A 25,304-nucleotide genomic window follows, 5' to 3' on the forward strand; every position below is an offset into this window, starting at 1 on the left:
ACACCCACAACTCGGGCGGCACAATAATCCGCTTCGCGTTCGGGCGGAACCGGAGAAACGCTATACGGCCATGATTTTTCTGCGCAGGCTTCCCCACTCCCTACAAAGCAAGCCCAGCAAAACCGGCAGCAGCCCGAACGTCTTCCGGGGTCATGCCGGCTTCTCGCATTGTGCGCACGGCCTTTGCCCCATCGCGTTTGGCAAGACGGCGGCCGGTTTCATCGCACAACAATGGATGAAAGGCATAAGTGGGTTCGGGCCAGTCCATAAGCATCTGCAACAGCCTGTGCAGGTCAGTCGCGGGGCGCAGATCTTCGCCCCGCGTTACCAAAGTCACGCCCTGTGTGGCGTCATCATGGGTGACACATAAATGGTAGGACGCAGGAACATCACGCCGGGCCAGCACAACATCGCCAAACAACTCGGGCTGACACACCACCCGCCCGCGTTGCAGATCCTGATACGTCAGGAAGCCTGAAGAGTGCGTCTGCTCCGCAGGTCGTTGCTGCGCCGTTCCTGTCTCAGCAAGATGCTTGCGGTAAGCCAGTTCCAGTGCTTTGGGCATATTGAGACGCAGAACGTGAGGCCGCCCCTCTGCCAGCAAGCGGGCGCGATCAGCCTGTGATAAATCGCGGCAGGTACCGGGGTAACGCAGGCTTCCATCCGGCGCGGTATGGGGGGCGGAAAACATGGCTGTGGCCTCACGCAGAATGTCACTGCGCGTGCAGAAACATGGATACAGCACTCCCATCTGATCTAACGCTGACAGCACAGTTGCATAGGCCCCCATCCTGCTGGACTGGTACAGAACGGGATGGTCAGACTGCAATCCCAGCCACGCCAGATCAGCCAGCAGGGCCTCGGCGTAGGCCGGTTTGCAGCGTTGGGGGTCTATGTCCTCCATACGGATAAGCCACTGCCCATCGGGCTGCGCATACTGCCACCCGAACAAGGCAGACGCCACATGCCCCAGATGCAGAAACCCGGTCGGACTCGGTGCAAAACGGGTTACCCACACACGCTGCCTCCGTCTTTATTTGCCATACCAGAAACGATCTGCCGCACAGAGTATGGCAGAAATAATACTGTTTTATGAAATACTTGCACGTTTTCTTGCTGCGTCACTGGTAATCTGCAATACTCACTTCGACATTTACCTCGACGACGCACTTCCAACGGCGTTCCGGTCTGAGATTTAAACGCCAGTGTTGAAGCTGCGCCCTTGCGAGAACAGGGAGGCGCGTTTTGGCTGACGGCAGTATGCTGAATTTTCCGGCTCTGGTGCTTAACGCGGATTTTCGTCCGCTGTCTTACTTTCCCCTGTCGCTCTGGTCCTGGCAGGACACAATGAAGGCGGTCTGTCTGGACCGTGTGTCGGTGCTGAGCGAATATGATGCTGAAGTTCATTCCCCCCGCCATACCTTTCGCCTGCCCAGTGTCATTGCCTTAAAAGACTATGTGCCGTCTGCCCGCAAGCCAGCTTTTACGCGCTTCAATGTCTTTCTGCGTGACAATTTTTCCTGCCAGTATTGTGGCGAAAAATTCCCGACCCATGATCTGACCTTTGACCACGTCATTCCCCGCTGCAAAGGCGGCCGCACATCTTGGGAAAACGTGGTGACGGCCTGTGGTGTGTGTAATTTGCGGAAGGGGCCGCATCTGCCCCATGTTATCGGCATGTTGCCCCGCGCCCGCCCAGCCCGCCCAACATCATGGCAGTTGCAGGATAACGGACGCGCCTTTCCGCCAAATTACCTGCACGAAAGCTGGCGCGACTATTTATATTGGGACACGGAACTGGAAAGCTGACGGAGGACGTTTCTTTCCCTCCGCCAAAACCCGATACATTATTTCGTGTAGCTATAACCGTATTCGTCCGCCTGCTTTTGCAGGTCCGGTGCGTCTTTAAGGTTCAGCGGCAGCGGATGGGCATTTTTTTCGCCCAGAATGAAGTTGTTGTTGCTCATGCGCTGACAGGTATTGGCTGCCAGTGGAAAGCTGAGGAACATCGGACCCTTCATCTGCTTGCGCAGGCAGGACACGTCCGTATCAACCAGCGGCACGCGCCCGATTTCTGACGAACATCCGCCTAACAGCACCAGCCCCGCCGTCAGCAACAGCGCATACGCCATAACTACCAGACCAAGCCTTTTCTGTGACTGTGTTTTAATTGCCCGCATCACACCCAAAACTCACCACTTTCCTACGGCGTATGGGCAGGTGCCCGTGCCATTACTGGCGGGCACAATGCCACATCTGCGCGACACGGCATAGCAAACGGCTTTACACACCGCCCCCGTGCCCACCGCATGTCACAGCAAGACCCACTTAAAGCAGAAGGGCGTGACCAGAAGCCACCAGCCCACGCCGTCACAGCCGCTGGTTCAGCTTACGTCGTACCCCGCGCCGCGAATGGCGTTTTGTAGGGAAGACTGACCGGCCCGCTGGGGGTCATATTCTATTTTTACTTCGCCATTGGCCAGATTGACGTCTGTTTCCTGCACGCCATCAACTGCGGCCAGTGCGCGTTTGATGGCAGACACACAGCCATCACAGGACATTCCTTCGACAATAAAGCTTGCCGTCGCCATGGGCTTTATACTCCGTTTCATCACAACTGAGTGCAGCATAGCTTACTTGCGCCACACGGCCAAAACTCTGGTTAAACCTGCAACGGCCGTGCTTATGAAAAACGGTTCTGGTCAGAGGGCTAAAGCCACAGAAGAACATGCTCGGCAGAATGGCTGGACATGGTATGGTCCACCTTATGCAGGATATTTCACCAGCCCGACGGCCCGGCGCCACCACGCAAACAGCCTCATGCTGGCACAACACAGCCATACACCGCCTGATGCTGACCGCCCTGCTCAACACGCTTGATAACGCCCTGCTGACTACATCCAGTGCGACGCGCACGTTGGAAGAGTGGAGCCGCGCCCATCATCTGGCTTCTGACCCCACTGTTCGCGCAGTTCGCGTTGCCTCACCCGAGCGTTCTTGCCCTGCGGAATTACTGGCTGCTTTGGCATGTTCTGAAAAAAACGAAACCCTCCGCTATCGGCATGTGCGGCTGATGTGTGGGGATCTGGTGCTGTCGGAAGCAGAAAACTGGTATATTCCCAGTCGCTTAAGCCCAGCCATGAATACCGAACTGGAAACAACCGATACCCCGTTTGGTCGCGTTGTGGCGCAGCTTTCCTTCACCCGCAGGCTGATTACGGCGGAACGTCTCTGGGCGCCTTTACCAGAAGGATGGGAACTAACTTCGCTTGAAGCGGGCAACGCCACACCGCTGACTTTTCCGCCCCTTACGCTGCGCCATCAGGCCGTGTTGCACACCCAGCCCGGTGTGCCTTTCAGTGCCGTTATTGAAACCTATACCAGCGCAGCGTTCCAGTTCCCCCCGCCCGACCTGCGTTAACAGACACACCAGAGAGGGGCGGGAAAAACGCTCGAATAACCGGGAAAAATCAGGCGTCTTCGCCCATGCGGGTTTTATCGACAAACTGTTCTGTATCGTCATCCAAGGCACGGGTTTTGCGGCCACCCGGTCCGTGCACATACAGATCCTTACGGTCAATCGACTTCACCACATCGGGCTGAATGGGCATCAGATAACGGGCTTTGCGCATGTGGTCAGCAAGCTGCAATTTGGGGTTGAACACCGAATTGAACTTCCACAGCATTTTTACAAAATTGGTCTGGCCCTTCAGCAGCAACCGCCCGGCAATGCCAGCGGTGTCTTTCAACGCCTGCCAGCCCATATGCTTGGTATTCAGCACCTGTTGGGTTTTCACCAGTTCTTCATAAAACTCTGGCAACGGCAGTTTGGTGGGCAACACCGCATGTTGAATATCAAACAGCCGGTAATCACGCGTTGTCAGGCGACGTGCTTCCTTGTGCCAGATTTCCGTGCCCGGATAAGGCGTGGTGACAGAGATATTCACAATCTCCGGTATTTCGAGGCACCATTGCCGCACGGCTTCAAAGCGGCTTCTGTCCCACGACGGGTCAGCAATAATATTGATGGCCACAATCAGCCCCAGAGAACGCGCATACTCCAGCGCCTCAAAATTCTTATCCAGCGACACACGTTTGCGGAACTGCTTCAACCCTTCTTCATCCACCGCTTCCAGTCCGATGAAGATGTAAGACAGGCCAATCTCGCTCCAGACCTTGAACACTTCCTTGTTGCGCAGCAGAACATCGGCGCGGGTTTCAAGGTAATATTCTTTTTTAATGCCTCGTTTCTTGATCTCATTGGCAATGGCCATACCGTGTTCTTCATGAACAAACGCCACGTCATCTACAATAAAAATGCCGGGTTCCTTAATGGCTTCAAGTTCGTCCGCAATAACCTGTGGGCTGGCGGTACGGTACGACCGGCCATAGAACGTCCAGGCCGAACAGAATGTGCAATCCCACGGGCACCCACGCGCAAATTCGATAGAGGCTGCCGGATCAAGCGTTCCGATAAAATATTTATTTCTATGACGCAGCAGGTCACGGGCGGGCCGGATATCATCCAGTGATTTCACAAATGTCGGAGGGGGACCTTCACCCTCCATCGTGACCACACCGGGCACGTCAAGAATATCTGTCCCGTCTTCAACCGCTTTCAGCAGCGTGCCTATCGAAGCATCGCCCTCCCCTTTCAGGATGCAGTTTACCGCCCCTTCTGAAAGGGACAGAACATCACGCGCAATAAAGGAGACTGAATGGCCACCAATAAACTGGAACACAGTGGGGTAATGCAGGCGGGTCGCACGGCACAGATCAATAATTTCTGGAATATTGGCCAGATAACTGCCTGAAAAACAAACCGCGTCGGGTTTGAAATCGTGCAGGAGTTTCCAGTAATCCTTATGTTTTTCAACCTGGAGATCAATAATCCGCACGTCATGCCCGGCATCACGCGCTGCACCAGCCACCAGTTCCAGACCGAGGGGTTCCAGTCTGAGAAATACTTTGGTGTACATCAGCGCACTGGGATGAACTGCCAGAATTTTCATGCCATTCCTCTCGGTCAGGACAGGACACGCCGCACGCAACCTGTCAGTCGGTCATAAAATAATGCATGACAGGGTATAAAGTATTCATGGGGTGGAACATGCTTCTGGCCTGCCACCTCCCATGCACTCAGCCGCCAGCTTGATACCAAACCGGCTGAAACTGGTGTAAAACTTTGGTTTCATGCTGCTTTTGGGTCTGCTTATGGCACCGTGAAACGCAGCTATGCATCTAGCAGGATCTTTTATAACTTTTATGTGTTCGCATACGCTGTGTGGGATACTTAATCACCCCTCGGCCTCTGTTCCTTTTCTGACCGTCAAAACGAAACAGGCCCGGACCACCAATGTGGAAACAAATGTTCCACATTGGTAAGACCGGGCCTGCTGCCTACCCCCGCGCCTTTACAGCATCAGGGGCACGAGACGGAATGTCTCAGGGCAGGATTTCGGTCTCTGCAAAGAAGAAACGGATTTCGTTGGCAGCGTTTTCTGCGCTGTCAGAACCATGCACGGAGTTTGCTTCAATGCTTTCTGCAAACTGAGCGCGGATAGTGTGGGCTTCGGCCTTTTTCGGGTCGGTCGCGCCCATGACGTCACGGTTTTTGGCAACGGCGTTTTCGCCTTCCAGAACCTGCAGCACAACCGGGCCAGAGATCATGAAAGAAACCAGATCGTTGTAGAACGGACGTTCTTTGTGCACAGCGTAGAACGCACCAGCCTGGGCCGGGGTCAGCTGCACGCGCTTCTGCGCAACAATTTTCAGGCCTGCATCTTCAAACACGGCGTTGATTTTGCCGGTCAGGTTACGACGGGTTGCATCGGGCTTAATGATGGAAAGTGTGCGTTCTGTTGCCATCTCGGTTTCTCCTCTCTGGCTCAGCCGCCTGAAACGCGGCCTTTCAGCCTGCTCCTCTAGAGCATATTCGCGCGGGCTGGTAGGTACTTCCCCCATCAAAGTACACACGCAGCAGAAACGAGAGCCCCGTTGAGCCTTCTTGTCATCTCAGACCTTACCCTTCGCATTGCGGGCCGCACCCTGCTTAACCAGGCTGACCTGTCCATAGAACCGGGGCGCAAAGTCGGGCTGGTGGGCCGCAACGGTGCCGGAAAATCAACACTTCTGGCCGCCATTGCAGGCGATATCGCCCCGGATGGCGGGGATATCCGGCTGTCATCCCGCGCGCGCATGGCCCGCGTGAAGCAGGAAGCCCCGGCAGATGGCGCATCCCTGATCGACACGGTTCTGGCCGGAGATGTGGAGCGAACCGCCCTTCTGACCGAATCCGAAACCGCGACTGACCCCGTGCGCATTGCCGAAATCCATGAACGTCTGCGTGCCATTCAGGCCGATAGTGCGCCAGCCCGTGCGGCGTCAGTTCTGGCAGGGCTTGGCTTTAGCGCAGAAGCCCAGCTTCGCCCGGTTTCTGACTTTTCCGGCGGCTGGCGCATGCGTGTGTCACTGGCAACAGCGTTGTTTCTTGAACCAGACCTGCTGCTGCTGGATGAACCGACCAACCATCTCGACCTGGAAGCAACGCTGTGGCTTGAAACGTGGCTTATCCGATTCGCGGGTGCCGCCCTGATTGTCAGTCATGATCGCGGGCTGCTTGATTCGTGTGTGGATGCCATTGCGCATCTGGACAAAGGCAAATTGACCCTGACCCCCGGCGGCTACGAAAATTTTGTTAGAATCCGTACGGAACACGCCCTGCAACAAGCCAGACAGGCAGAAAAAATTGCCGCCCAGCGCGCCCATATGCAGTCTTTTGTTGACCGCTTCCGGGCCAAAGCGACCAAGGCCAGACAGGCACAGGCGCGCGTAAAGGCGCTTGAAAAACTGCCGGTCATTGAAGCGGTGGTAGAAGATACACCAACACGCTTTGCCTTCCCCGAGCCCGAGCAACTGCCCCCGCCCATGCTCACCATGAACCGTGTCAGTGTGGGGTATGGTGGCAAACCCGTTCTCTCCAACATCTCGCTTAGGCTGGATATGGAAGATCGCATTGCCCTGCTGGGGGCAAACGGCAACGGGAAATCAACCTTCGCGAAGCTGGTAGCCGGGCGGCTTGAGCCCCTCTCTGGCACGATGGAACGCAACCCACGGTTGAAAATAGGCTATTTTGCCCAGCATCAGGCCGAGGAACTGGTGCTGGATGATACGCCCATCGACCACATGAGCCGTGCCCTGCCAAAAGCGCTGCCACCCGTAGTGCGGGCACAGCTTGCCCGGTTCGGGCTGGATGCCGAACGGGCAGAGACCGCAGTGCGCGACCTGTCGGGTGGTGAGAAAGCGCGCCTGCTGCTGGCTCTGGCCACACGTGATGCCCCACAACTCCTGATTCTGGACGAACCAACCAACCATCTTGATCTGGATGCGCGTGACGCTCTGGTGCGGGCCTTGTCCGAATTTGAAGGCGCTGTGCTGCTGATTAGCCATGACCCCCATCTGGTTGAACTTGTGGCCGACAGATTGTGGCTGGTCGGAGACGGCAAGGTCACGCCATTTGAAGGCGATATGGCCGAATATCGAAGCTGGCTGATTGAACAGAACCGGGCGTCAAGCCGGGCAACCAAACCAGATGCGCAAGGCACACAAAGCCGTAAGGACGACCGTCGCGATCGCGCCGAGGCCCGCAAGGCACAGGCTCCCCTACGCAAAATCATCAAGGATGCCGAAGCCAAACTCACCAAATTGGCAACTGAACGCGCCAAGATAGAAACCACATTGGCTGACCCGGCCCTCTATACAGACGGCAAAACCAACGAAGTGACAAAGCTGAACACCCGGCTGGCCGCGATCGGCAAGGAACAGGCCGAGCTGGAAGAAAAATGGCTGGAAGCCGAAGCTGAGCTGGAAGCCAGCACCGCAGACGAAGACTGATTTTTCACGGGGCGGCTCGGCCGGATGGTAAGTAAAACTGCCTTTCGCCGCCCCAAACTGTTTCTAAAACGACATATCATTACCAACGGCATAAAAAGAGATACAGTTCTTATGCCACCAATACGTATAGTCGGCCGTTAAGCTGGCTGCTCCCTTCTTGAAAGATTTTTACTTAAAATGACGTCAGACCTTTCCTCTTCTCCTGAAGATTTGCAGCCGCCACAGCAAGACACCAGCACACCTGCGTGGCTGGGCAGTATCACGCATATTCTGCGCCTGACCGTAACGGTGGCCATTATTTCCCTAACCGTCTGGCTTCTGGGTGACGTGCTGACGGTTATTTTTGCCGCAACACTCTTTGCCGTCGTCCTGCACGGTCTGTCCCGTATTCTGGTCAAGCATTTACGCCTGCCATATGGGTGGTCTCTCTCTATTGTCAGTTTTGGGTTGATTGCGGCGGTTGTGCTGCTGGTGTGGGGAAGCGGCCCTGCCATAGTCAGTGAAGCCTCCCGCCTGCAAGACGCCTTGCGCCAGCAGGAAGCCTCGCTTCGCTCCACGCTGGAAGGCAACCCGACCGGACAGATGATCCTGAATTATCTGCCAGCCTCCCTTGGTGGCCATCAGGGTGGCGGTAACAGCAGTCTGGCCTCCATCGGCTCCCGCATTGCTGGCTCCATGACGGGTATCGTGGGCTCGGCCTTTGGCGCTGTAGGCACCGTTGTGGTGATTCTGATTGCGGGGCTGTATTTTGCCATGTCGCCCTCGCTCTACGCCAACGGGGCACTGCGGCTTGTGCCTGTGGCGCAACGTCCGCGCACGCGGGAGTTGATGCTGCGCGCCGGGCAAACCCTGTGGGCATGGGTCGCCGGTCAGTCGCTGGATATGCTGGTAGTCGGCGTGCTGTCGGGCCTTGGGCTCTGGTTTATTGGGGTACCGCTGGCTCTGGCGCTGGGCGTGTTGGCCGGGCTGTGTAACTTCATTCCTTATATCGGCGCTATTATGGGCGCGGTACCTGCGCTTTTGCTGGCGCTGTCACTGGGCACGCGGGAAACCATCATGGTTGCCGCCCTTTATAGTGTTATCCAGTTTCTGGAAGGGAACGTGCTGGCCCCGGTTATTCAGCGCCATGCTGTGCAGATGCCTCCGGCTATTACCATTTTATCACAGACGCTTTTTGGCGCTATTCTGGGGTTTCCGGGCCTGATTTTTGCGTCTCCGCTGACCGCAGCCCTGCTGGCAATTTTTGATGGATTAACGCCGCCCCTGTCAGATGACGAACGCGTATAAAAACTCTGCCGTGACAAAGCGGTAGGAACACCGTAATAATTTGGTAATTCGCCCCGGAACCTGAGTTTAAAGAATGCGCATTCTTCTAATAGAAGACGACCCTACGGTAAAGAATTTTATAACCAAAGGGTTAACAGAGGCCGGCCATCTGGTCGAACATGCTGATAACGGCAAGGATGGCCTAAGCTTGGCCACCACCGAAAAGTTTGACGCGATTGTTCTCGACCGCATGCTTCCGGGCGGTGTGGATGGCCTGCATATTCTCTCTACCCTGCGTCAGCAGAATAATCTGACCCCCGTGCTTCTGCTCTCTGCCCTTTCTGATGTGGACGAAAAGGTAGCAGGCCTGAAAGCCGGGGCAGATGATTATGTTGCCAAGCCTTTTTCCTTCAATGAGCTTCAGGCCCGCATTGAGGCGCTGGTACGCCGCAACCGCAATGAAGCCCAACCTCAGACACGCCTGAGTGTCGGGGATCTGGAAATCGACCTGCTCTCCCGCAACGTGAAGCGGGCCGATACGCGCATTGACCTTCAGCCACGTGAGTTCCGGTTGCTGGAGTTTCTGATGCGTCATGCCGGTCAGGTCGTGACCCGCACCATGTTGCTGGAAGGTGTGTGGGATTACCATTTTGACCCGCAGACAAACGTCATTGACGTGCATGTTTCCCGCCTGCGCCAGAAAATTGACAAACCCTTTGGCCGCCCACTGGTGCATACCGTGCGAAATGCAGGATACATGCTGCAAGAATGATGCGGATGCCGCTTGCCTGGCTTGATTGCAGGTCCTTACGGATAAAATCTGTCAGCTTGCGCTTTGCCCTGATTTACGGAGCATTGTTTGTCGGCTCCGGGTTTCTGTTTTTGTCGTTTGTGTGGTGGGGCACGGTCGGGCTGCTGGAACGGCGGACCGAAAACGCCATCACCACTGACGCGCAAATTCTGGCCCAGACATTTACAGAAAGCGGCCGACCCGCTCTGGTCGCTCTCATTAATGAGCGGCTAGAGCAGGATATAGACGACAACGCGCTGTATTTGCTGGTGACGCCCAATAATGAATGGGTCGCGGGCAATCTGGCAGAATGGCCGGTAAAAATTCACGGCCACTACTGGTTCAGTCTGCCCGTTCAGCGTGCGGATATGCTGAACACGGCCCGTGTGCGGGCTTACACACTGCCAGACGGTTATAAGCTTCTTGTCGGGCGTGACCTGAACGGTCGTACCCAGCTTGCCCATATGCTGACTGAAATGCTGCTATGGACATGCATCATGATGCTGGTTCTGGCCGTGAGTGGTGGCTGGTTCATTCGGCGGTTGTTTCGCAACATCATTCATTCCATTGGCCGCACCACGCAGGCCATTACTCATGGCGACATGACACGTCGCATCCCCATTAAGGGGACGGATAAGGAACTGGACGAAGTCGCCTTTACCATAAATGAAATGCTCGACCGCATCGTGCGCCTGATGGACGGCGTGCGTCAGGTCTCAAACAGTATGGCACATGATCTGCGCACACCCATCACCCGTGCCCGTGCCCAGTTAGAAGAAGCGTCTCTAACCGCCAAAAGCGAAGACGAACTACGCCGCGCCATTGATAAGGCCGTTGTAAATCTGGATAATGTGACCTCCATCTGCGAGGCTATTTTACGGATTGCCCAGATTGAAGCTGGCGCGCGTCGCTCCGCTTTTTCCGAGTTCGATCTGGTCTCAGCGCTGGAAACGGTGGTGGAGCTTTACGAAGCTGTTGCGGAAGAACATCAGGTCAATTTTGTCTGTCAGATGCCAGAAAAACTGCCGTTTTTTGGTGATTGCATTCTGTATCAGCAAGCCGTGGCCAATCTGCTGGATAACGCGATCAAGTTCTCGCCACCGCAAAGCACCATCCGCCTGACGGTTGAGGTCACCCCTGCCCCGTCTGATACCGCTCCTGCGCTGGTTCACCTCACTCTTGCCGATCAAGGGCCCGGCATGAACGATGCCGACATGGCCCGCGCAACGGAGCGTTTTTTCCGTGCTGAACAAGCACGCAACACACCGGGCTCTGGCTTGGGCCTCTCCTTGGTTCAGGCCATTATTCAGCTACACGGCGGTACCTTGCGACTTGCATCGAACGCTCCCGGATTGGTGGTTAAAATCGAAACCCCACTCTACCCACACGATATATGATAAGAATTAACAAACATAAATTTATGGATAAGAAATAATTTTATTCTTATCAAACACCCTTGTTATAAAATCTCTCGATGCCTTTAAAATGCCATTTCGAATTCTTAGATGTGCAGGCTATGAGAGTGCTTCTGCCCATTATCATTTCTTTGATTCTAGGAAATATTAGTAGTATTTCCATGGCAGAACCAATGAAGTCTTCTGAAATACCATTGGCAACACAACAAAATAACAAATCATCATTCGCTGCGACGGTTACTCAGAAACCAATCATCATTACGTCCGACAGTGCCCCATTCTGTGGCACACTGATCCACGCAATTGATGACTATAAAGAGGCAACTTTGCCTTTATTTGTGCTTCAGATGCGCAATGATGGAGCCGCCTTATGTCAGAAGGGCATGATCCGCGCTGGTCTGGTTCGTCTGCGCCGTGCCCTTATGAGCCTGAAAAGGACACCACAATGACTTTTTCTTTTCGCCGCGCCGCCAGAATTATTCCCCTTGTCGCCCTGGGCACTCTGGCTGTCTCACCCGTCAGCATTGCTGCGGAAAACGATGCTGAAGCACGCTACACCAAGCTGGATATTACCGGCACGGGTACCATTCAAGCTCCCCCGGACCAGCTCACCGCCCGGTTTAGAGCAGAAAGCCGCGATACCAGCGCTGCTGCTGCCCAACAAAGTGTAAATACGCAGGTGCACAAAGCCACCGATTTGGCTGAAAAAGCCAAGGGGGTGACGTATGCTGTGCTGCATTATTCGGTGTCGGAACTGCGCGGCGAGAAAGACAAAACACCGCCCTCATGGTCTGCCAGCCAGACCATGACTTTCACGGCCACAGACGGAAAATCCCTTCTGCCTCTAACCGGCCAATTACAGGCAAACGGTCTGCTGCTGGAGGGGCTGGAATGGTCTCTTTCACCCGACAAACAGAAGACGTTGTTTCTGGAAGCCGAAAAAGCTGCCGTCACTGACGCAAAAAAACAGGCCGAAACTCTGGCCGCAACGCTGGGCCTGAAAGTGGTGCGCTTCAGCACTATTTCTGTCTCTGGGTCGTCTTTTCCACGGCCTGTCTTTATGGCTGCCATGGCGGCCCGTAGCATGGACAGCGTAACACCACCTTCCAGCACGGCTGAAACCCAGAACGTCAACGCTACCGCCAACGCAACTGTGCTGCTGGCCCCCTGATACAAAAAATGCCGTGCGGTATAAAACCACACGGCATTTTTCAAGCAATCAGTCAGAAAACCGAGCCAGTCATACGGCGTCGGCTTCCGGTCTTACTTCGGAGCCAGCACCATAATCATCTGGCGGTTTTCAAGCCGAGGCATTTGCTCAACTTTAGCCAGTTCTTCCATTTCGGTGCGGATACGCTCAAGAACCTTTACGCCCAGTTCCTGATGCGCCATTTCACGGCCGCGGAAACGAAGCGTTACCTTCACCTTATCCCCGTCAGCCAGAAAGCCTCTCGCAGCGCGCATCTTAACCTGGTAGTCGTTTTCGTCGATATTCGGACGAACCTTGACTTCCTTGATTTCGATAACTTTCTGCTTCTTACGGGCTTCGTTCCGCTTTTTCTGCTGTTCGTACTTGAACTTACCGTAGTCCAGAATCTTGGCTACGGGCGGTTCTGCGTTCGGGCTAATTTCCAGAAGGTCAAGCCCAACACCATACGCACGTGCTAGCGCATCACGGGTGGTCAGCACACCGGCCATCTCGCCGTTTTCGTCAATCAGACGAACCTGCGGTACACGGATTTCTTCATTAACACGTGGTCCCTCGCGGGTCGGCGGCGCGGGAATAGGGGGTCTGGCTATGGTCAGCTCCTGTCGTGGATTAAAAAACAAACAAAAGCACCTCGCCGGGTGCTTCCATTCTGCGCGGTATTATGTGCGCAATTCCGGGCCAATTATCAAGCGTGTCATGACAGAAAACACGGGCAAAGCTGCCCTGTGTTGCCTTTTCACTTCTTTTTGCGCAGATCTGGCGGAGTCGCTTCTGTTACCAGACGGCTCACCACCTCATCAAAACCAAGATTCTCCTGATCCTGACTTCCCAGACGCCGCATGGCTACGGTGCGTTGTTCTGCCTCACGCCGCCCGACAACCAGAATCACCGGCACACGGGCCACGCTGTGCTCACGCACCTTGGCATTGATCTTGTCGTTTCGCACGTCTGCCTCGGCCGCAAGGCCTGCATCCCGCAGCGCTGCCGCGACTTCTTCTGCATAAGGAGCCGCGTCACTGACAATAGACGCCACCACCACCTGAACCGGAGCCAGCCACAGCGGGAACCGGCCAGCATGCTGTTCAATCAGAATACCCAGGAACCGCTCGAAAGACCCCAGAATAGCGCGATGCAGCATAACCGGACGGTGACGGGCTGAATCCTCGCCTACATAGCTGGCATCGAGTCGTTCTGGCAGAACCAGATCAACCTGAAGGGTGCCGCACTGCCAGTCACGCCCGATGGCATCACGCAGCACGAATTCCAGTTTCGGCCCGTAGAACGCCCCTTCTCCGGGGTTGTATTCGTACGTGACGCCTGCGACCTCACATGCTTCTTTCAGCGCGGCTTCAGATTTATCCCATGTCGCGTCACTGCCCGCCCGCTGTTCCGGACGGTCAGCAAATTTGACGCGTACGTGCTCAAAGCCCAGATCCTTGTAAACTTCGTACAGCATGTGCACGAACTTCACCGTTTCATCGGCTATCTGGTCTTCAGTGCAGAAAATATGCGCATCGTCCTGCGTAAAACCACGCACACGCATCAACCCATGCAGAGCACCAGACGGTTCATACCGATGGCAGGCACCAAATTCGGCCATGCGCAGCGGCAATTCACGATATGAACGTAGGCCATGGCGGAAAATCTGCACATGACACGGGCAGTTCATAGGCTTGAGCGCCAGTGTCTTGTCTTCATCCTCGATGGTCGCCACAAACATGTGGTGGCGGTATTTGTCCCAATGGCCAGACGCTTCCCACAGGCCACGGTCAACCAATTGCGGGGTGCGCACTTCCTGATACCCGTGGCGGGTCTGGGCGCGGCGCATGTAATCCTGCAACGCGGTATATAAACGCCAGCCTTTATGGTGCCAGAAAATCTGACCCACCGCTTCTTCCTGAAAATGGAACAGGTCCATCTCACGGCCAATGCGGCGATGGTCGCGCCGTTCTGCTTCTTCAAGCTGGTGCAGATGGGCGTCGAGTTCTTTCTGGTCGCGCCATGCGGTGCCGTAAATACGGGTCAGCATGGGGTTACGGTGGTCACCGCGCCAGTAAGCACCCGCCACTTTCATCAGTTTGAAGGCGGTGCCCACGTCCTTGGTGTTCCGCAAATGCGGCCCACGGCAGAGGTCAAGCCACTCACCCTGACGATAAATGGAAATATCTTCGTCTTCCGGCAGATCCCGGATCAGTTCGGCCTTAAAGCGTTCGCCCTTTTCTTCAAAGAACGCAATCGCCTCGTTCCGGGGCCAGACTTCACGCACGAATGGCTCGGCGTTGGCCACAATTTCCTTCATCCGCGCTTCAATGGCGGCGAAATCTTCCGGGCTGAACGGCTCGTTACGGTAAAAATCGTAATAAAACCCGTTTTCGATAGACGGGCCGATGGTCACCTGTGTTCCGGGGAACAGGGATTGCACGGCCTCGGCCAACACATGGGCGGCGTCATGCCGGATCATTTCCAGCGATTCCGGGTCCTTGCGGGTAATGAACCGGAGCGCGGCATCGTCTTCAATCGGGCGGCTGATGTCGCGCAGTTCGCCGTTCACTTCCATGGCCAGCGCCGCCTTAGCCAGACCCGGCCCGATTGCCTCGGCAATGGTCGTGCCCGTCACCGGCCCGTCAAAACTACGAACGGATCCGTCAGGCAAGGTGATGGCGGGCATGGAAAACTCCGAAAAGCTGAAAGTTGTAAAAGCGTTTAATGACGCCCCAAGAGCGCGGCTGCAACCCTATCAACCGAAAGTTGGGCCAGATCACGCACAGAAAAGACACAAACCTGCCCGGGTGAGGCCCCAAGCGGCGCTGTCAGAGCGGGGTTGCTGTCGGCTGAAAACAGAACAAGACACCTAACCCCCATGATGGCGGCCAGATGCATGGGACCCGTATCATTCCCCACAGCCAGTTCCGCACGCCCCAGTAGGCCAGCGAGGTCTGGTAAAGACGTACTGCCAGTCAAATCCTGCGCCTGCGGGCAGAAATGGCCGATTTTCTGCGCCAGTGGTTGGTCGGCCTGTGTGCCAACCACAACGGGTATCAGCCCATGGTCAACCAGCTTTTGGGCCAACTGCCCATAACGTTCCGCTGGCCAGCGCTTTCCCGGTCTGTGGGGGGCGGCTCCGGGCACCAGAACAGCATAGGGGAGGCCAACAACAGGTCCCTTTTCGCGCAGCCATGTCACATCGGGTTGGGCGGGCACATCTGTAATGCCCGCATTGCGCAACTGGTCGCGCTGACGTGCGCGGGTGTGCATGTCGTTCCGCCACGGGTTGCGATGCACCAGCGCCCCAGTGCCAACATGCCCGCACCATTCCGCTGCCGGAGCCAAAAACCGATACCGTGCTGTGCGACCGGATGTCTGAAGATCATAAATCCGGTCGTACCCTTGCAGTTGCGCCCGCAAATGCAACAGCCCCTTGATATCCGCCCCACTTGCGCGGGCATCGACCCCAACCGAATCAAACCACGGGGAAAGGCGGCCCAGTTCAGCAAAAGGCGCGGTGGTCAGAAGCGTAATATGCGCGTCCGGGTGGGCCTGCCGGATAGCCTGAAACGGGCCAAAACTTTGCACAAAATCACCCAACGCCCCTAACCGGATAACCAGAATACGGCGTAGCGATGCGTTTTGTTCACTCTGACGCCCAACCGCTTTGTGTCGGGTCACGGGGAATCCGGATCTGCGGCCAGAACAGCCAGATCCTGCCGGGCCAGATCAGCTTCATGGCCATCCGGGGCAAGGTCGAGCACGCGCTGCCAATCCACCCGTGCGCCTGTGGCATCCCCTGTCTGTTCACGGATAATACCGCGCTCCAATAAGGCTGCGGCATCGTCTGGGGTGCGAGACAGGGCTTCCTCAATATGGGCACGGGCTTTATCTAACGCGCCCAGCCTGCGCTCGGCAGTGGCCAGCATGACATACGCTGCGGGGCTAACTGCCGGGTTACGCGCCACCAAAGCAGTCAGTTCTGACACAACGGTCTTCATGTCATTCTGGGCAAGCAAGGCGCGTGCCTTGGCCAGAATCAGCGTTTCATCACCGGGGCGAATGGAAAGACCATACGCAATAATACTCAGTGCGTTGGCAGGCTGGTTGGCTGAAAGCCATGCCTCTGCCGCTTCTGTCGCCATCACGGCACGGACGCTGGCCGAGCTATCTGGCCCCGTAAACGGTTCCTTACGGGACAGGTCGTCAAGTTCCTGCGCGGCTGTCTGCTCGTCCCCCAGTTCAATCAAAGCAAGAGCATGGCAATGGCGCGCCGGGCGGCCACCATCATGCCGCAACCAGTCGAGTGCATAATCCCTTGCGCCAAACGGGTCTTCACCCATCATCGCCAGACAGGCCGTGCTTGACCATGTTCCCTTCTCGGCCTTGCCGGGCGTAGAGACCGCAGAATGCACGGACGCCTGAACCGTATGGGCCGCAGACGCCGCACCAACTACTGCTGCGGCTTTGGCCGGTTGACTGGCCAGCAGCAGACCGATGCCAAAAGGCACACACAATGCCGGACCACGGGCAGAAAAGGATAAATCGGACATGACGCCTGCCATAGGGAAACAAGCCTAAGTAACTGGTCAAGCAACAACTTGGCAACGGAAAGACACGGAGTGTGGTCTGTGGCCTGAAAACCATGCTAACAGCCGAACATGACCAATTTGCCATCTTCGCCCGTTATCCTGCAAATTCTGCCTGCCCTGAATCAGGGTGGTGTCGAGCGGGGCACGCTGGAAATGGCCGATGCCATTCTACAGGCAGGGGGAAAAGCTGTTGTTGTCAGCGCAGGGGGGCGGCTGGTTCCGTCGTTAGAGCGACTGGGTGCCACGCACATCATGCTCCCCGGTTGTGGCCGTAAAAACCCGCTTGTTATCCTGCAAAACGCCAGAAAGCTGGCACAGATCATAAAAGACCATCGGGTCTCCTTGGTGCATGCGCGTTCGCGTGCGCCAGCCTGGGTGGCCAAATGGGCGTGCCGCCGTACGCGCACCCCTTTTGTCACCACATGGCATGGTGTGCATGCCAATAACTTCCCCGGCAAAAAAGCGTATAACGCCGTTCTGGCAGCCGGAGACCGCGTAATTGCCATCAGCCGCCATATCGGAAAGCGGCTTTCAGAGGAGTATCATGTCGGGGCTGACCGTCTGCGTGTCATACCGCGTGGGGCGGATATCCTTCAGTTCAGCCCGGATGCCGTCAGCGGTCAGCGTGTGCATAAATTAAGCGAAAGCTGGGGATTGCCGCCTGATACCCCAGTCATTCTTCTGCCCGGCCGACTAACGGAATGGAAAGGCCAGCGCTTTTTGCTGGATGCTCTGGCGCGCCTGAAAACACAGGCCCCCATGCTGCGATGGTGCTGTGTTTTTGTGGGATCTTGCCCGCCCAAAAGCCAGTACGGGCAGGAACTGATGGCACAGGCACAGAAGCAGAGTCTGACCGAGCAGGTCTATTTTGCCGGTCATTGTCAGGATATGCCTGCCGCGCTGGCGCTTTCAACCGTGGTCGTCATCCCCTCGCTCAAACCTGAACCGTTTGGCCGCGTGGTGGTGGAGGCACAGGCCATGTGCCGCCCGGTTATTGTCACCAGCCACGGCGCAGCGCTTGAAACCGTGCAGCATGGCATGACAGGTTTAAGTGTGCCCCCGGCCGACACTGAAGCCTTGACCGAGGCACTGGCCGCAGTCCTTCAGGCCCCACCCGAAGGCCTACAGGCCATGGGCCATGCCGCTCGGGATGCCGTATTACAGAACTACACCACGCAGGCTATGCAATACGCCACCCTAACCGTCTATGATGATCTGCTGGGCACGACTCTAGCCCCCCATTTTGCAGATGTTCTGGCCGCAAACCAGTGGGCCGCTGATGATCATAAAAATACGCAGGCCCCCTTTCATCCTCAGGCCGTAGCGGGATAAGGGAAAGAGTCTCTGTTTTCCGCGTCTATCGCGTTTTCCACACATATTTCTCTGGGGCATTTTCATGACGTTCAGCCCGGTACCGGCTCCGCCCCCCCTGCCCTCCGTGCAGGATATCCCAACCCGCATTGCCTTCATGGCCGCACCAACCGACAGTGCCCGGCACGAATTTGACCGGCTGGCCCGGCGGTACGGCAACATCCACCCCGGCGAAGCCGAAGTCATTGTCTGTCTGGGCGGAGACGGTTTCATGCTGGAAACCCTGCGCGTGGTGCTGGAAATGGGGTTGAAAACGCCTGTTTACGGTATGAATTGTGGGTCTGTCGGCTTTCTGATGAACCCGATGATAGAAGACCATCTGCCCGAACGGCTGGCCACTACACAGGCGGCGGAACTACACCCCCTGCGCATGAAAGCCACCCGCATTTCTGGCGAATGTTTTGAAGCGCTTGCCCTAAATGATGTGTTCCTGTTCCGGCAGACACGACAGGCTGCCAAACTGATGGTTGAAGTCGATGGCATGGTGCGTATGCCCGAACTGATCTGTGACGGCGCTTTGCTGGCCACGCCTGCCGGGTCAACCGCGTATAATCTGTCCGCCCATGGTCCGATTGTGCCCCTTTCTGGCAACCTGCTGCCGCTGACCCCCATCTGCCCCTTCCGTCCCCGGCGCTGGCGCGGGGCGCTTCTGCCCTCCACCGCCCGTGTCAGCTTCACCATTCTTGAGCACGAGAAACGGCCTGTCGCCGCCGTGGCAGATTCGATTGAAATCCGTGACGTCACATCGGTTCACATCCAGGAAGATCGCTCTCTGACAGTTACGGTGCTGTTTGACCCCGGCCAGACCCTGTCGGAGCGGATTACCGCCGAACAGTTTTCAGCCTGATGCCGCATATTCGCCCCTTTGCGGGCAGAAAATGCGTTCCCTTATTCCACCCCGCCTCTTTTCTGGTTTAGTCTTGCCCCCGATGCAGAGCACCCCTTCCCCATCGCGCCATCTTGGTGCGTTATGCGCCCTCCTTCTGTTGCCCGCCACAGCCGCGCACGCACAGGTTGTTACCAATTCTCAAGCGCTGGATGATCTGGGCGGCTCTGCCACCCATCAGACACAAAGCGCACCTAAAACCACGCAACAGGAGACAGAGCGCACACCGACGCGTCAACGTGCCGCAGCGCAGAAACCTGCGATGGAACCACCCCTGACGTCCGCTCCAGCGCAACAGCAGGCATCGCCCCCTGTAAAGCCGCAGACAACGGAGAAGCGTGCCCCGGCACCTGCCGTGTCTTCTGTGTCCAAGCCCGCAGTACAAACTGCGTCACCCCCTACTGAGAAAAAGACCGAACCACAGGCCGCCACCAAGACCAAACCGGCACCGGGTCATACCCCGCCATCCCCCACCATTCCGCCTGCGCCCCCCGCAGAACCGCAGCTCACGCCAGCACCGCCTGATGTTGAGCTTCATCCGTTCCCGGTCCCACCACAACCTGCTGTTGATCTGAAGGCTGTGGGAAAGGTCAGCTCTATTCCCGGTGGCGTGCGTCTGACATTTGCTGCGGGCTCTGCCGCGCTGAACCCGGAAACACATCAGGCGATTCTGGCCTTTGGGCAGCTTTTGTCTGACAAGCCGCATGTGCGAGCCCATATTGATGCCTATAGCTCTGGCGCGGCTGATGATCCGTCTCTGCCGCGGCGTATGGCGCTGGCCCGTGGGCTGGCCGCCCGCAGCGTGCTGATGAATGGCGGCACCCCTTCCACCCGCATTTACCTGCGCACCATTGGGGTGCCCAAAACCCCCGTTGCTGACGGCGGGCAGGATTACATTGATATCTACCAGTCTGACGCTGCCCCCTGACGTTTCCATTCCCTGACAAACGGAACCCAAGAGCATGACCCGTCCTACACATTATCTCTTCAGAATGATCGGGTTTCTTGTGGCCGTGGCTGCTGTGGCGGCCACGCTCTGGCGCCCCCTGAGAGATGCCTTTTTCAGCAACCCGCTGCTTGATGGCCTTATTCTGGGTATTCTGGCTGTCGGTGTTGTGTGGAACATGATGATGGTACGCCGTCTGGTGCCGGAAGTGCATTGGGTTGAAACCATTCGGCAGTCACGGGCTGGGCTGACAACAACGCCCGCCCCGCGCCTTCTGGCGTCACTGGCCACCGCGCTTGGGTCTCAGCCAGACCATCGCGGGCAGCCCATGGCCCTTTCCACCCCTGCCATGCAGGCTGTGCTTGATTCCGTTTCTGGCCGACTGGATGAAGGGCGTGAAGTCTCACGCTACATGACGGGCCTGCTGATTTTTCTGGGGCTGCTCGGCACGTTCTACGGATTGCTGCTGACTGTTGCCGCCATTGCTGATGTCATTGCCAATATGTCCGTCAGCGGGGGGGATCTGGACGCCATGTTTGGCCAGCTCAAAACCGGGTTGGCCAAACCGCTCCATGGCATGAGCACAGCATTTTCCGGTTCGCTGTTCGGGTTGGCCAGCGCACTGGTGCTGGGGTTCCTTGATCTGACCGCCGGACAGGCCCAGAACCGCTTTTTCAATGAACTGGAAGAATGGCTGGCCGAACAGACGCGCTTTGGCGCGGCGGCACCATCGGCCCATACGATTGAGGGATCTGCCCCTTTGCCCGCCTATATTCAGGCTCTGCTTGAACAGACAGCGGAAAACCTTGAATCCCTGCAAAATCTGGTGCGTGTCAGTGAAGCGCGCAGGGAAAAGGAAAGTGCGGTGCTCAGCAAGCTGTCTGACCGGCTTGAAGGCACAGCCACGCAGACGGAAACACTGCATAATATTGAACGTCTGCTGCACACACTGGTGCAGAACACGGAAGATGGCCGCACCCGCATGACGGCTGACCTGCGCAATGACCTACGCCTGCTGGCCCGCACCATTGCCGCCAGCGCCGAAGCGGCCCCCCACGCACCCAAGGCACCATAATCATGGCCCGCCGCCGTAGAAAACTGCATGCCGGGCTTGATGCGTGGCCCGGCTATGTGGATGCCCTTTCCACCCTGCTGATGGTGGTTATTTTTGTGCTGCTGGTCTTTGTCATGGGGCAGACCCTGCTTTCAGCAGCGCTGAACCGGCGCGAGCATGTGCTGGAAAAATTGCAGGGACAGGCTGCTGAACTCTCCCGGCAACTCGACACCGAACACGCCCGAAGCCACGCGTTAAGTGAGACCGTAACCGGCCTCCAAACCCAGCATGACAAAGACACGGCCGCTCTGGCTGCCGAAGCCAGCACGATTGAGGACGCCCACAAGACTGCTGACGCCGCAACGGCGCTTACCGTGGCTGATCAGGCCCGCATTACCCAGCTTGATGATGAACTGACGGATCTGAACGCCCGCCTGGCCGCCCTGGGGCAGGCGCTGGATGTGTCACAAAAAGACATTCAAGGCCGTGATGCCAAAATTGCCGACCTTTCGGCAAAGCTGAATGTGGCACTGGCAAACAAGGTTACTGAACTCAGCCGTTATCGGTCTGAATTTTTCGGGCGTCTGCGCGATATTCTGCATAACCAGAAAGGCGTTCACGTTGTTGGGGACCGGTTTGTTTTCCAAAGCGAAGTTCTGTTCCCGGTAGGCAGTGCGGAACTGTCTGCGGAAGGGAAAAAGGAAATCGCAACGCTGGCGCATACGCTTAAAACCGTAACCACCCATATTCCCGCGGATATTCCGTGGTTGCTGCGTGTTGACGGGCACGCTGACAGACAACCCATCCACACAGCATTTCCCAGCAACTGGGAGCTTTCAAGCGCGCGTGCTATCACTGTGGTCAAGCTGTTGGTGGCAGAGGGGATTGATCCCCGCAGGCTGGCAGCCACAGGGTTTTCTGACTATCAGCCACTTGATACCCAGAACACACCAGAAGCCTATGCCCGGAACCGGCGTATCGAATTCCGCCTGACAGACCGATAAAGGAACCGATCGCTCCCTTCTCTGTCACGAGAACGGAAAGAGCGTGCCTGCGTGATAATCTGTTGCCGTTACGCAGGCAGCTTACAAACAATGATAAAGCGCCTTTCCTGTCTGCTTTTGTTTGTGCAGGCATGGGGCTTTTCCCATGGTCAGAAGGATACGCTGCCCCCCTGCCGCAAGACGCTACAATCTGCACATGAGCGGCCCTAGCTTTGGCTGACTGGGTGCCTCAACACAGGCTTACAGCGTTTCTTCTATCCGTTTGCGGGCTTCTGTCGCCAGTTCATCCACGCGTTCGTTTTCGGGCACGCCGGAATGACCTTTGACCCAATGCCAGGACACATCATGCTGTTTTGCAGCATCTAACAGCCGACGCCACAAATCCATATTGGCGACCGGGTCACCAGAGGCATTACGCCAATTCCGTCTGACCCATCCGGTATGCCAGCGGGTAATGCCGTTTCTTACATATTCGCTATCGGTGTGCAGGCGGACCGTGCAAGGGCGCTTCAGGGCTTCCAGTGCTTCGGCGGCGGCTGTCAGTTCCATCCGGTTGTTGGTTGTCTCCAACTCACCGCCAGACAGTTCCTTTTCCGTGCCTTTGAAGCGCAGCAACACACCCCAGCCGCCGGGGCCGGGGTTGGGGCGGCATCCACCATCCGTCCAGACTTCAACCACATCCTGAACGGTAGCAGACTGGTTATCAGAGGCCGTATCCATCCACACTCTCCGTTGCCAGATGGAAGCGCAGGCGCTTGAGGTAATCCAGCGGGTTTTTAGGGGTTACCAATGCATCGGCCGGGGTGTTGATCCAGTCGTACAGGCGCGTTAGCAGAAAGCGCATTGCGGCACCGCGGGCCAGAACAGGCAGAGCAGCAAGTTCAGCATCCGTCAACGCCCGCACGTCCTGATACCCGAGCAGAAGCTGCCGGGCGAAGGTGACGTTGAAAGCTCCGTCCTCTTCAAAGCACCAGGCGTTCAGGCAGATGGCAATGTCGTACGCCAGAAAGTCCGTGCAGGCGAAATAGAAATCAATCAGGCCGGAGACCGTATCGTGCAGAAAGAACACGTTATCCGGGAACAGATCGGCATGAATCTGTCCGCGCGGTAGTTCCGGGTTCTGCTCACGCCCCGGCCAATGCGGCAGAATATGCGCAAACGCGGCATCCAGTTCTGCTTCCAAGCCGGCCAGAACGGTATTGGCCCCACTTCGGCATGAATTCAGCAGCGGCACCCATGCCGCCGGACCAAGACTGTTGTGGCGTACCGGCGCATAGCTTCGGCCGGCCAGATGCAGTTGTGCCAGCGCCTGCCCCAATGGGCGGCAATGGCTCCCCCTAACCTTGCGCGGCCACACACCGGGCAAAAAGGTTGTAATGGCGGCGGGACGGCCTGCCAGTATTTTCAGGGTTTCGCCCGTTTTATCGGCAACCGGCTGGGGGCATGTTACCCCCTCGGTCGCAAGATGCTGCATCAGGCCGAGAAACCAGGGGAGTTCCTGCACATTCACCCGCTTTTCATACAGGGTGAGAATGAAATCCCCCTGTGTGGTACGCAGTTGAAAGTTGCTGTTTTCTACCCCTTCGGCAATGCCGCGAAAGGAGACAAGTTCTCCTATCGCGTAGTCTGCAAGAAACGCGGCAAGCGCTTCGTCACTGACATCCGTGTAAACGGCCATAAAGCAGCAGAACCCCTTAGCCCAAAGGCGCAGGCAGGCGGAAGGTCACGTTTTCTTCCTTTACCGTACGCTCATCAATGCACAGGGTGTAACGCTTGGCCATTTCAGCCACCATTTCCTGCACCAGTGCTTCCGGCGCAGACGCCCCGGCCGTGATGCCCAGCGTGTTCACGCCATCCAGCACGGACCAGTCAAGCGCGTCCAGACGCTGCACCAGCAGCGCACGGCGGGCACCAGACCGTTCAGCAACTTCACGCAGACGCTGCGAATTGGAGGAATTGGGTGAGCCAATAACAATCACCAGATCACATTCCGGGGCAATCGCCTTGACTGCTTCCTGACGGTTGGTGGTGGCGTAGCAGATATCCTCACGCTTCGGCCCCTCAATCAGCGGAAAGCGTTCGCGCAGAATGTCCACAATTTCGGCCGTATCATCAACAGACAGCGTGGTCTGGGTAATAAAGGCCAAACGCGCCGGGTCAGCCGGCTGAACGGAGCGAGCTTCTTCCGCATCGTTAATCAGCGTTACGGCACCGGGCGGCAACTGACCCATGGTGCCCACCACTTCCGGGTGGCCAGCGTGACCAATCATCAGAATATGACGGCTTTCCGGGCCACCGCCGGCATAATGGCGTTCTGCTTCACGGTGCACCTTGGACACCAGTGGGCAGGTTGCATCAAGATACAGCAGATTGCGGCGTTCAGCTTCGGCCGGAACGGTCTTGGGCACACCATGGGCCGAGAACACAACGTGCCCGTCAGGCGGAACTTCATCCAGTTCCTCGACAAAAATGGCACCCTGCGCTTCAAGCGCTTCGACAACTGTGCGGTTGTGAACAATCTCGTGGCGCACGTAAACGGGTGCGCCATACCGGCGGATTGCTTCTTCCACCACACGAATGGCGCGGTCTACCCCGGCACAGAACCCACGCGGGCCAGCCAGAAGAACTTTAAGGGATTTGCCATGAGAGCCCGTATCGGGTTCTGCTGTGGCAACGGTCTGAGTTTGATCGGGCATGGTGTTCCCCAAACTTGCGGCGGACGGTATAGAAGAAACTGGATATGACGAAGCATATTACAAAGGTGGCTATGCCCGAAACCCGGAGAAGGCACGGTAACCGTGCGCATGGCCTACGCAAAGCGCGAAGGCGATGCAAGCCGTTTTCGGGCATCGGAGCCACGAGTGTGCTATGTATGTCTCTCTTTGCGTCCTT

Annotated in this window: 25 protein-coding genes; 13 read left to right on the forward strand and 12 right to left on the reverse strand. The window is 56.8% G+C overall.

Going from position 1 to position 25,304, the window contains the following annotated elements; translation table 11 throughout:
• Positions 1–100: 100 nt before the first annotated feature.
• On the reverse strand, positions 101–1,018 hold the full coding sequence (gene gluQRS / locus Abin_RS08425) for a tRNA glutamyl-Q(34) synthetase GluQRS (RefSeq protein ID WP_048845907.1): 918 nt from the start codon (positions 1,016–1,018) through the stop codon (positions 101–103).
• A gap of 227 nt (positions 1,019–1,245) precedes the next feature.
• Between gluQRS and Abin_RS08430 the strand changes: the two genes are divergently transcribed.
• Positions 1,246–1,809 carry an HNH endonuclease gene (locus Abin_RS08430; protein ID WP_174766852.1) on the forward strand — a complete coding sequence of 188 codons (564 nt, stop codon included), beginning with the start codon at positions 1,246–1,248 and terminating at the stop codon, positions 1,807–1,809.
• Between the two features lie 38 nt (positions 1,810–1,847).
• Here Abin_RS08430 and Abin_RS08435 read toward each other — a convergent pair whose 3' ends face one another.
• Both Abin_RS08435 and Abin_RS08440 read right to left on the reverse strand, forming a co-directional pair.
• Positions 1,848–2,132 carry a hypothetical protein gene (locus tag Abin_RS08435; protein ID WP_048845908.1) on the reverse strand — a complete coding sequence of 95 codons (285 nt, stop codon included), beginning with the start codon at positions 2,130–2,132 and terminating at the stop codon, positions 1,848–1,850.
• A 252-nt stretch (positions 2,133–2,384) separates the two neighbouring features.
• Positions 2,385–2,591, reverse strand: a complete 207-nt coding sequence (locus tag Abin_RS08440) for a heavy-metal-associated domain-containing protein (protein WP_048845909.1) — start codon at positions 2,589–2,591, stop codon at positions 2,385–2,387.
• Between the two features lie 164 nt (positions 2,592–2,755).
• Here Abin_RS08440 and Abin_RS08445 point away from each other — a divergent pair, with 164 nt between their 5' ends.
• On the forward strand, positions 2,756–3,421 hold the full coding sequence (locus Abin_RS08445; protein WP_255319312.1) for a hypothetical protein: 666 nt from the start codon (positions 2,756–2,758) through the stop codon (positions 3,419–3,421).
• Positions 3,422–3,470: 49 nt separating this feature from the next.
• On the opposite strand, the gene hpnR is transcribed toward Abin_RS08445, so the two are convergent.
• Both hpnR and ndk read right to left on the reverse strand, forming a co-directional pair.
• A complete protein-coding gene (gene hpnR, locus Abin_RS08450; protein WP_048845910.1) occupies positions 3,471–5,012 on the reverse strand; it encodes a hopanoid C-3 methylase HpnR in 1,542 nt (513 codons plus the stop codon).
• A gap of 433 nt (positions 5,013–5,445) precedes the next feature.
• The gene (gene ndk / locus Abin_RS08455) at positions 5,446–5,868 is read right to left on the reverse strand and encodes a nucleoside-diphosphate kinase (RefSeq protein WP_043553592.1); all 423 of its coding nucleotides are present in this window, start codon (positions 5,866–5,868) and stop codon (positions 5,446–5,448) included.
• Positions 5,869–5,997: 129 nt separating this feature from the next.
• On the opposite strand from ndk, the gene Abin_RS08460 reads away from it, so the two are divergent.
• The 6 genes from Abin_RS08460 (at position 5,998) to Abin_RS08485 (ending at position 12,535) form a co-directional block, all read left to right on the forward strand.
• The gene (locus Abin_RS08460) at positions 5,998–7,893 is read left to right on the forward strand and encodes an ABC-F family ATP-binding cassette domain-containing protein (protein WP_048845911.1); all 1,896 of its coding nucleotides are present in this window, start codon (positions 5,998–6,000) and stop codon (positions 7,891–7,893) included.
• 177 nt (positions 7,894–8,070) lie between these two features.
• On the forward strand, positions 8,071–9,180 hold the full coding sequence (locus tag Abin_RS08465; RefSeq protein WP_048845912.1) for an AI-2E family transporter: 1,110 nt from the start codon (positions 8,071–8,073) through the stop codon (positions 9,178–9,180).
• Positions 9,181–9,253: 73 nt separating this feature from the next.
• A complete protein-coding gene (locus Abin_RS08470) occupies positions 9,254–9,931 on the forward strand; it encodes a response regulator transcription factor (RefSeq protein ID WP_048845913.1) in 678 nt (225 codons plus the stop codon).
• The gene (locus tag Abin_RS08475) at positions 9,928–11,346 is read left to right on the forward strand and encodes a sensor histidine kinase (protein ID WP_048845914.1); all 1,419 of its coding nucleotides are present in this window, start codon (positions 9,928–9,930) and stop codon (positions 11,344–11,346) included. Before Abin_RS08470 ends, Abin_RS08475 begins: the two co-directional genes overlap by 4 nt.
• Positions 11,347–11,471: 125 nt before the next feature.
• Positions 11,472–11,813 (forward strand): hypothetical protein, encoded by a 342-nt coding sequence (locus Abin_RS08480; protein ID WP_048845915.1) that lies wholly within the window; start codon positions 11,472–11,474, stop codon positions 11,811–11,813.
• Positions 11,810–12,535, forward strand: a complete 726-nt coding sequence (locus Abin_RS08485) for an SIMPL domain-containing protein (protein ID WP_048845916.1) — start codon at positions 11,810–11,812, stop codon at positions 12,533–12,535. The genes Abin_RS08480 and Abin_RS08485 overlap by 4 nt, the downstream gene beginning before the upstream one ends.
• Positions 12,536–12,627: 92 nt before the next feature.
• Here Abin_RS08485 and infC read toward each other — a convergent pair whose 3' ends face one another.
• The 4 genes from infC to Abin_RS08505 all read right to left on the reverse strand — a co-directional run bounded on the left by infC (position 12,628) and on the right by Abin_RS08505 (position 17,112).
• On the reverse strand, positions 12,628–13,149 hold the full coding sequence (infC, locus tag Abin_RS08490) for a translation initiation factor IF-3 (RefSeq protein WP_048845988.1): 522 nt from the start codon (positions 13,147–13,149) through the stop codon (positions 12,628–12,630).
• 161 nt (positions 13,150–13,310) lie between these two features.
• A complete protein-coding gene (gene thrS, locus Abin_RS08495) occupies positions 13,311–15,242 on the reverse strand; it encodes a threonine--tRNA ligase (RefSeq protein ID WP_048845917.1) in 1,932 nt (643 codons plus the stop codon).
• Between the two features lie 35 nt (positions 15,243–15,277).
• Positions 15,278–16,240, reverse strand: a complete 963-nt coding sequence (locus Abin_RS08500) for a glycosyltransferase family 9 protein (protein WP_048845918.1) — start codon at positions 16,238–16,240, stop codon at positions 15,278–15,280.
• A complete protein-coding gene (locus Abin_RS08505) occupies positions 16,237–17,112 on the reverse strand; it encodes a tetratricopeptide repeat protein (RefSeq protein ID WP_255319313.1) in 876 nt (291 codons plus the stop codon). Before Abin_RS08505 ends, Abin_RS08500 begins: the two co-directional genes overlap by 4 nt.
• A gap of 108 nt (positions 17,113–17,220) precedes the next feature.
• Between Abin_RS08505 and Abin_RS08510 the strand changes: the two genes are divergently transcribed.
• From Abin_RS08510 to Abin_RS08530, 5 genes are all read left to right on the forward strand, one after another.
• Positions 17,221–18,483, forward strand: coding sequence for a glycosyltransferase family 4 protein (locus Abin_RS08510; RefSeq protein WP_048845919.1), 1,263 nt, complete (start codon positions 17,221–17,223; stop codon positions 18,481–18,483).
• Positions 18,484–18,547: 64 nt separating this feature from the next.
• The gene (locus Abin_RS08515; RefSeq protein WP_048845920.1) at positions 18,548–19,369 is read left to right on the forward strand and encodes an NAD kinase; all 822 of its coding nucleotides are present in this window, start codon (positions 18,548–18,550) and stop codon (positions 19,367–19,369) included.
• Between the two features lie 82 nt (positions 19,370–19,451).
• Positions 19,452–20,336 carry a hypothetical protein gene (locus Abin_RS08520; RefSeq protein ID WP_143217122.1) on the forward strand — a complete coding sequence of 295 codons (885 nt, stop codon included), beginning with the start codon at positions 19,452–19,454 and terminating at the stop codon, positions 20,334–20,336.
• Positions 20,337–20,370: 34 nt separating this feature from the next.
• Positions 20,371–21,429, forward strand: coding sequence for a hypothetical protein (locus Abin_RS08525; RefSeq protein WP_048845922.1), 1,059 nt, complete (start codon positions 20,371–20,373; stop codon positions 21,427–21,429).
• A 2-nt stretch (positions 21,430–21,431) separates the two neighbouring features.
• Entirely contained in the window at positions 21,432–22,412 is a 981-nt protein-coding gene (locus Abin_RS08530) for a peptidoglycan -binding protein (protein ID WP_048845923.1), read from the forward strand.
• A 240-nt stretch (positions 22,413–22,652) separates the two neighbouring features.
• Here Abin_RS08530 and rnhA read toward each other — a convergent pair whose 3' ends face one another.
• The 3 genes from rnhA to ispH are packed head-to-tail and all read right to left on the reverse strand — an operon-like array spanning position 22,653 to position 25,108.
• Positions 22,653–23,132 carry a ribonuclease HI gene (gene rnhA, locus Abin_RS08535; RefSeq protein ID WP_048845924.1) on the reverse strand — a complete coding sequence of 160 codons (480 nt, stop codon included), beginning with the start codon at positions 23,130–23,132 and terminating at the stop codon, positions 22,653–22,655.
• On the reverse strand, positions 23,116–24,090 hold the full coding sequence (locus Abin_RS08540) for a homoserine kinase (protein WP_048845925.1): 975 nt from the start codon (positions 24,088–24,090) through the stop codon (positions 23,116–23,118). The genes rnhA and Abin_RS08540 overlap by 17 nt, the downstream gene beginning before the upstream one ends.
• Before the next feature lie 16 nt (positions 24,091–24,106).
• Positions 24,107–25,108: a 4-hydroxy-3-methylbut-2-enyl diphosphate reductase gene (gene ispH, locus Abin_RS08545; protein WP_048845926.1), complete on the reverse strand. Its 1,002-nt coding sequence runs from the start codon at positions 25,106–25,108 to the stop codon at positions 24,107–24,109.
• Between the last annotated feature and the right edge of the window lie 196 nt (positions 25,109–25,304).

The organism is Acetobacter indonesiensis (assembly GCF_000963945.1).
In the GTDB taxonomy this organism is placed as follows: Bacteria; Pseudomonadota; Alphaproteobacteria; order Acetobacterales; family Acetobacteraceae; genus Acetobacter; species Acetobacter indonesiensis.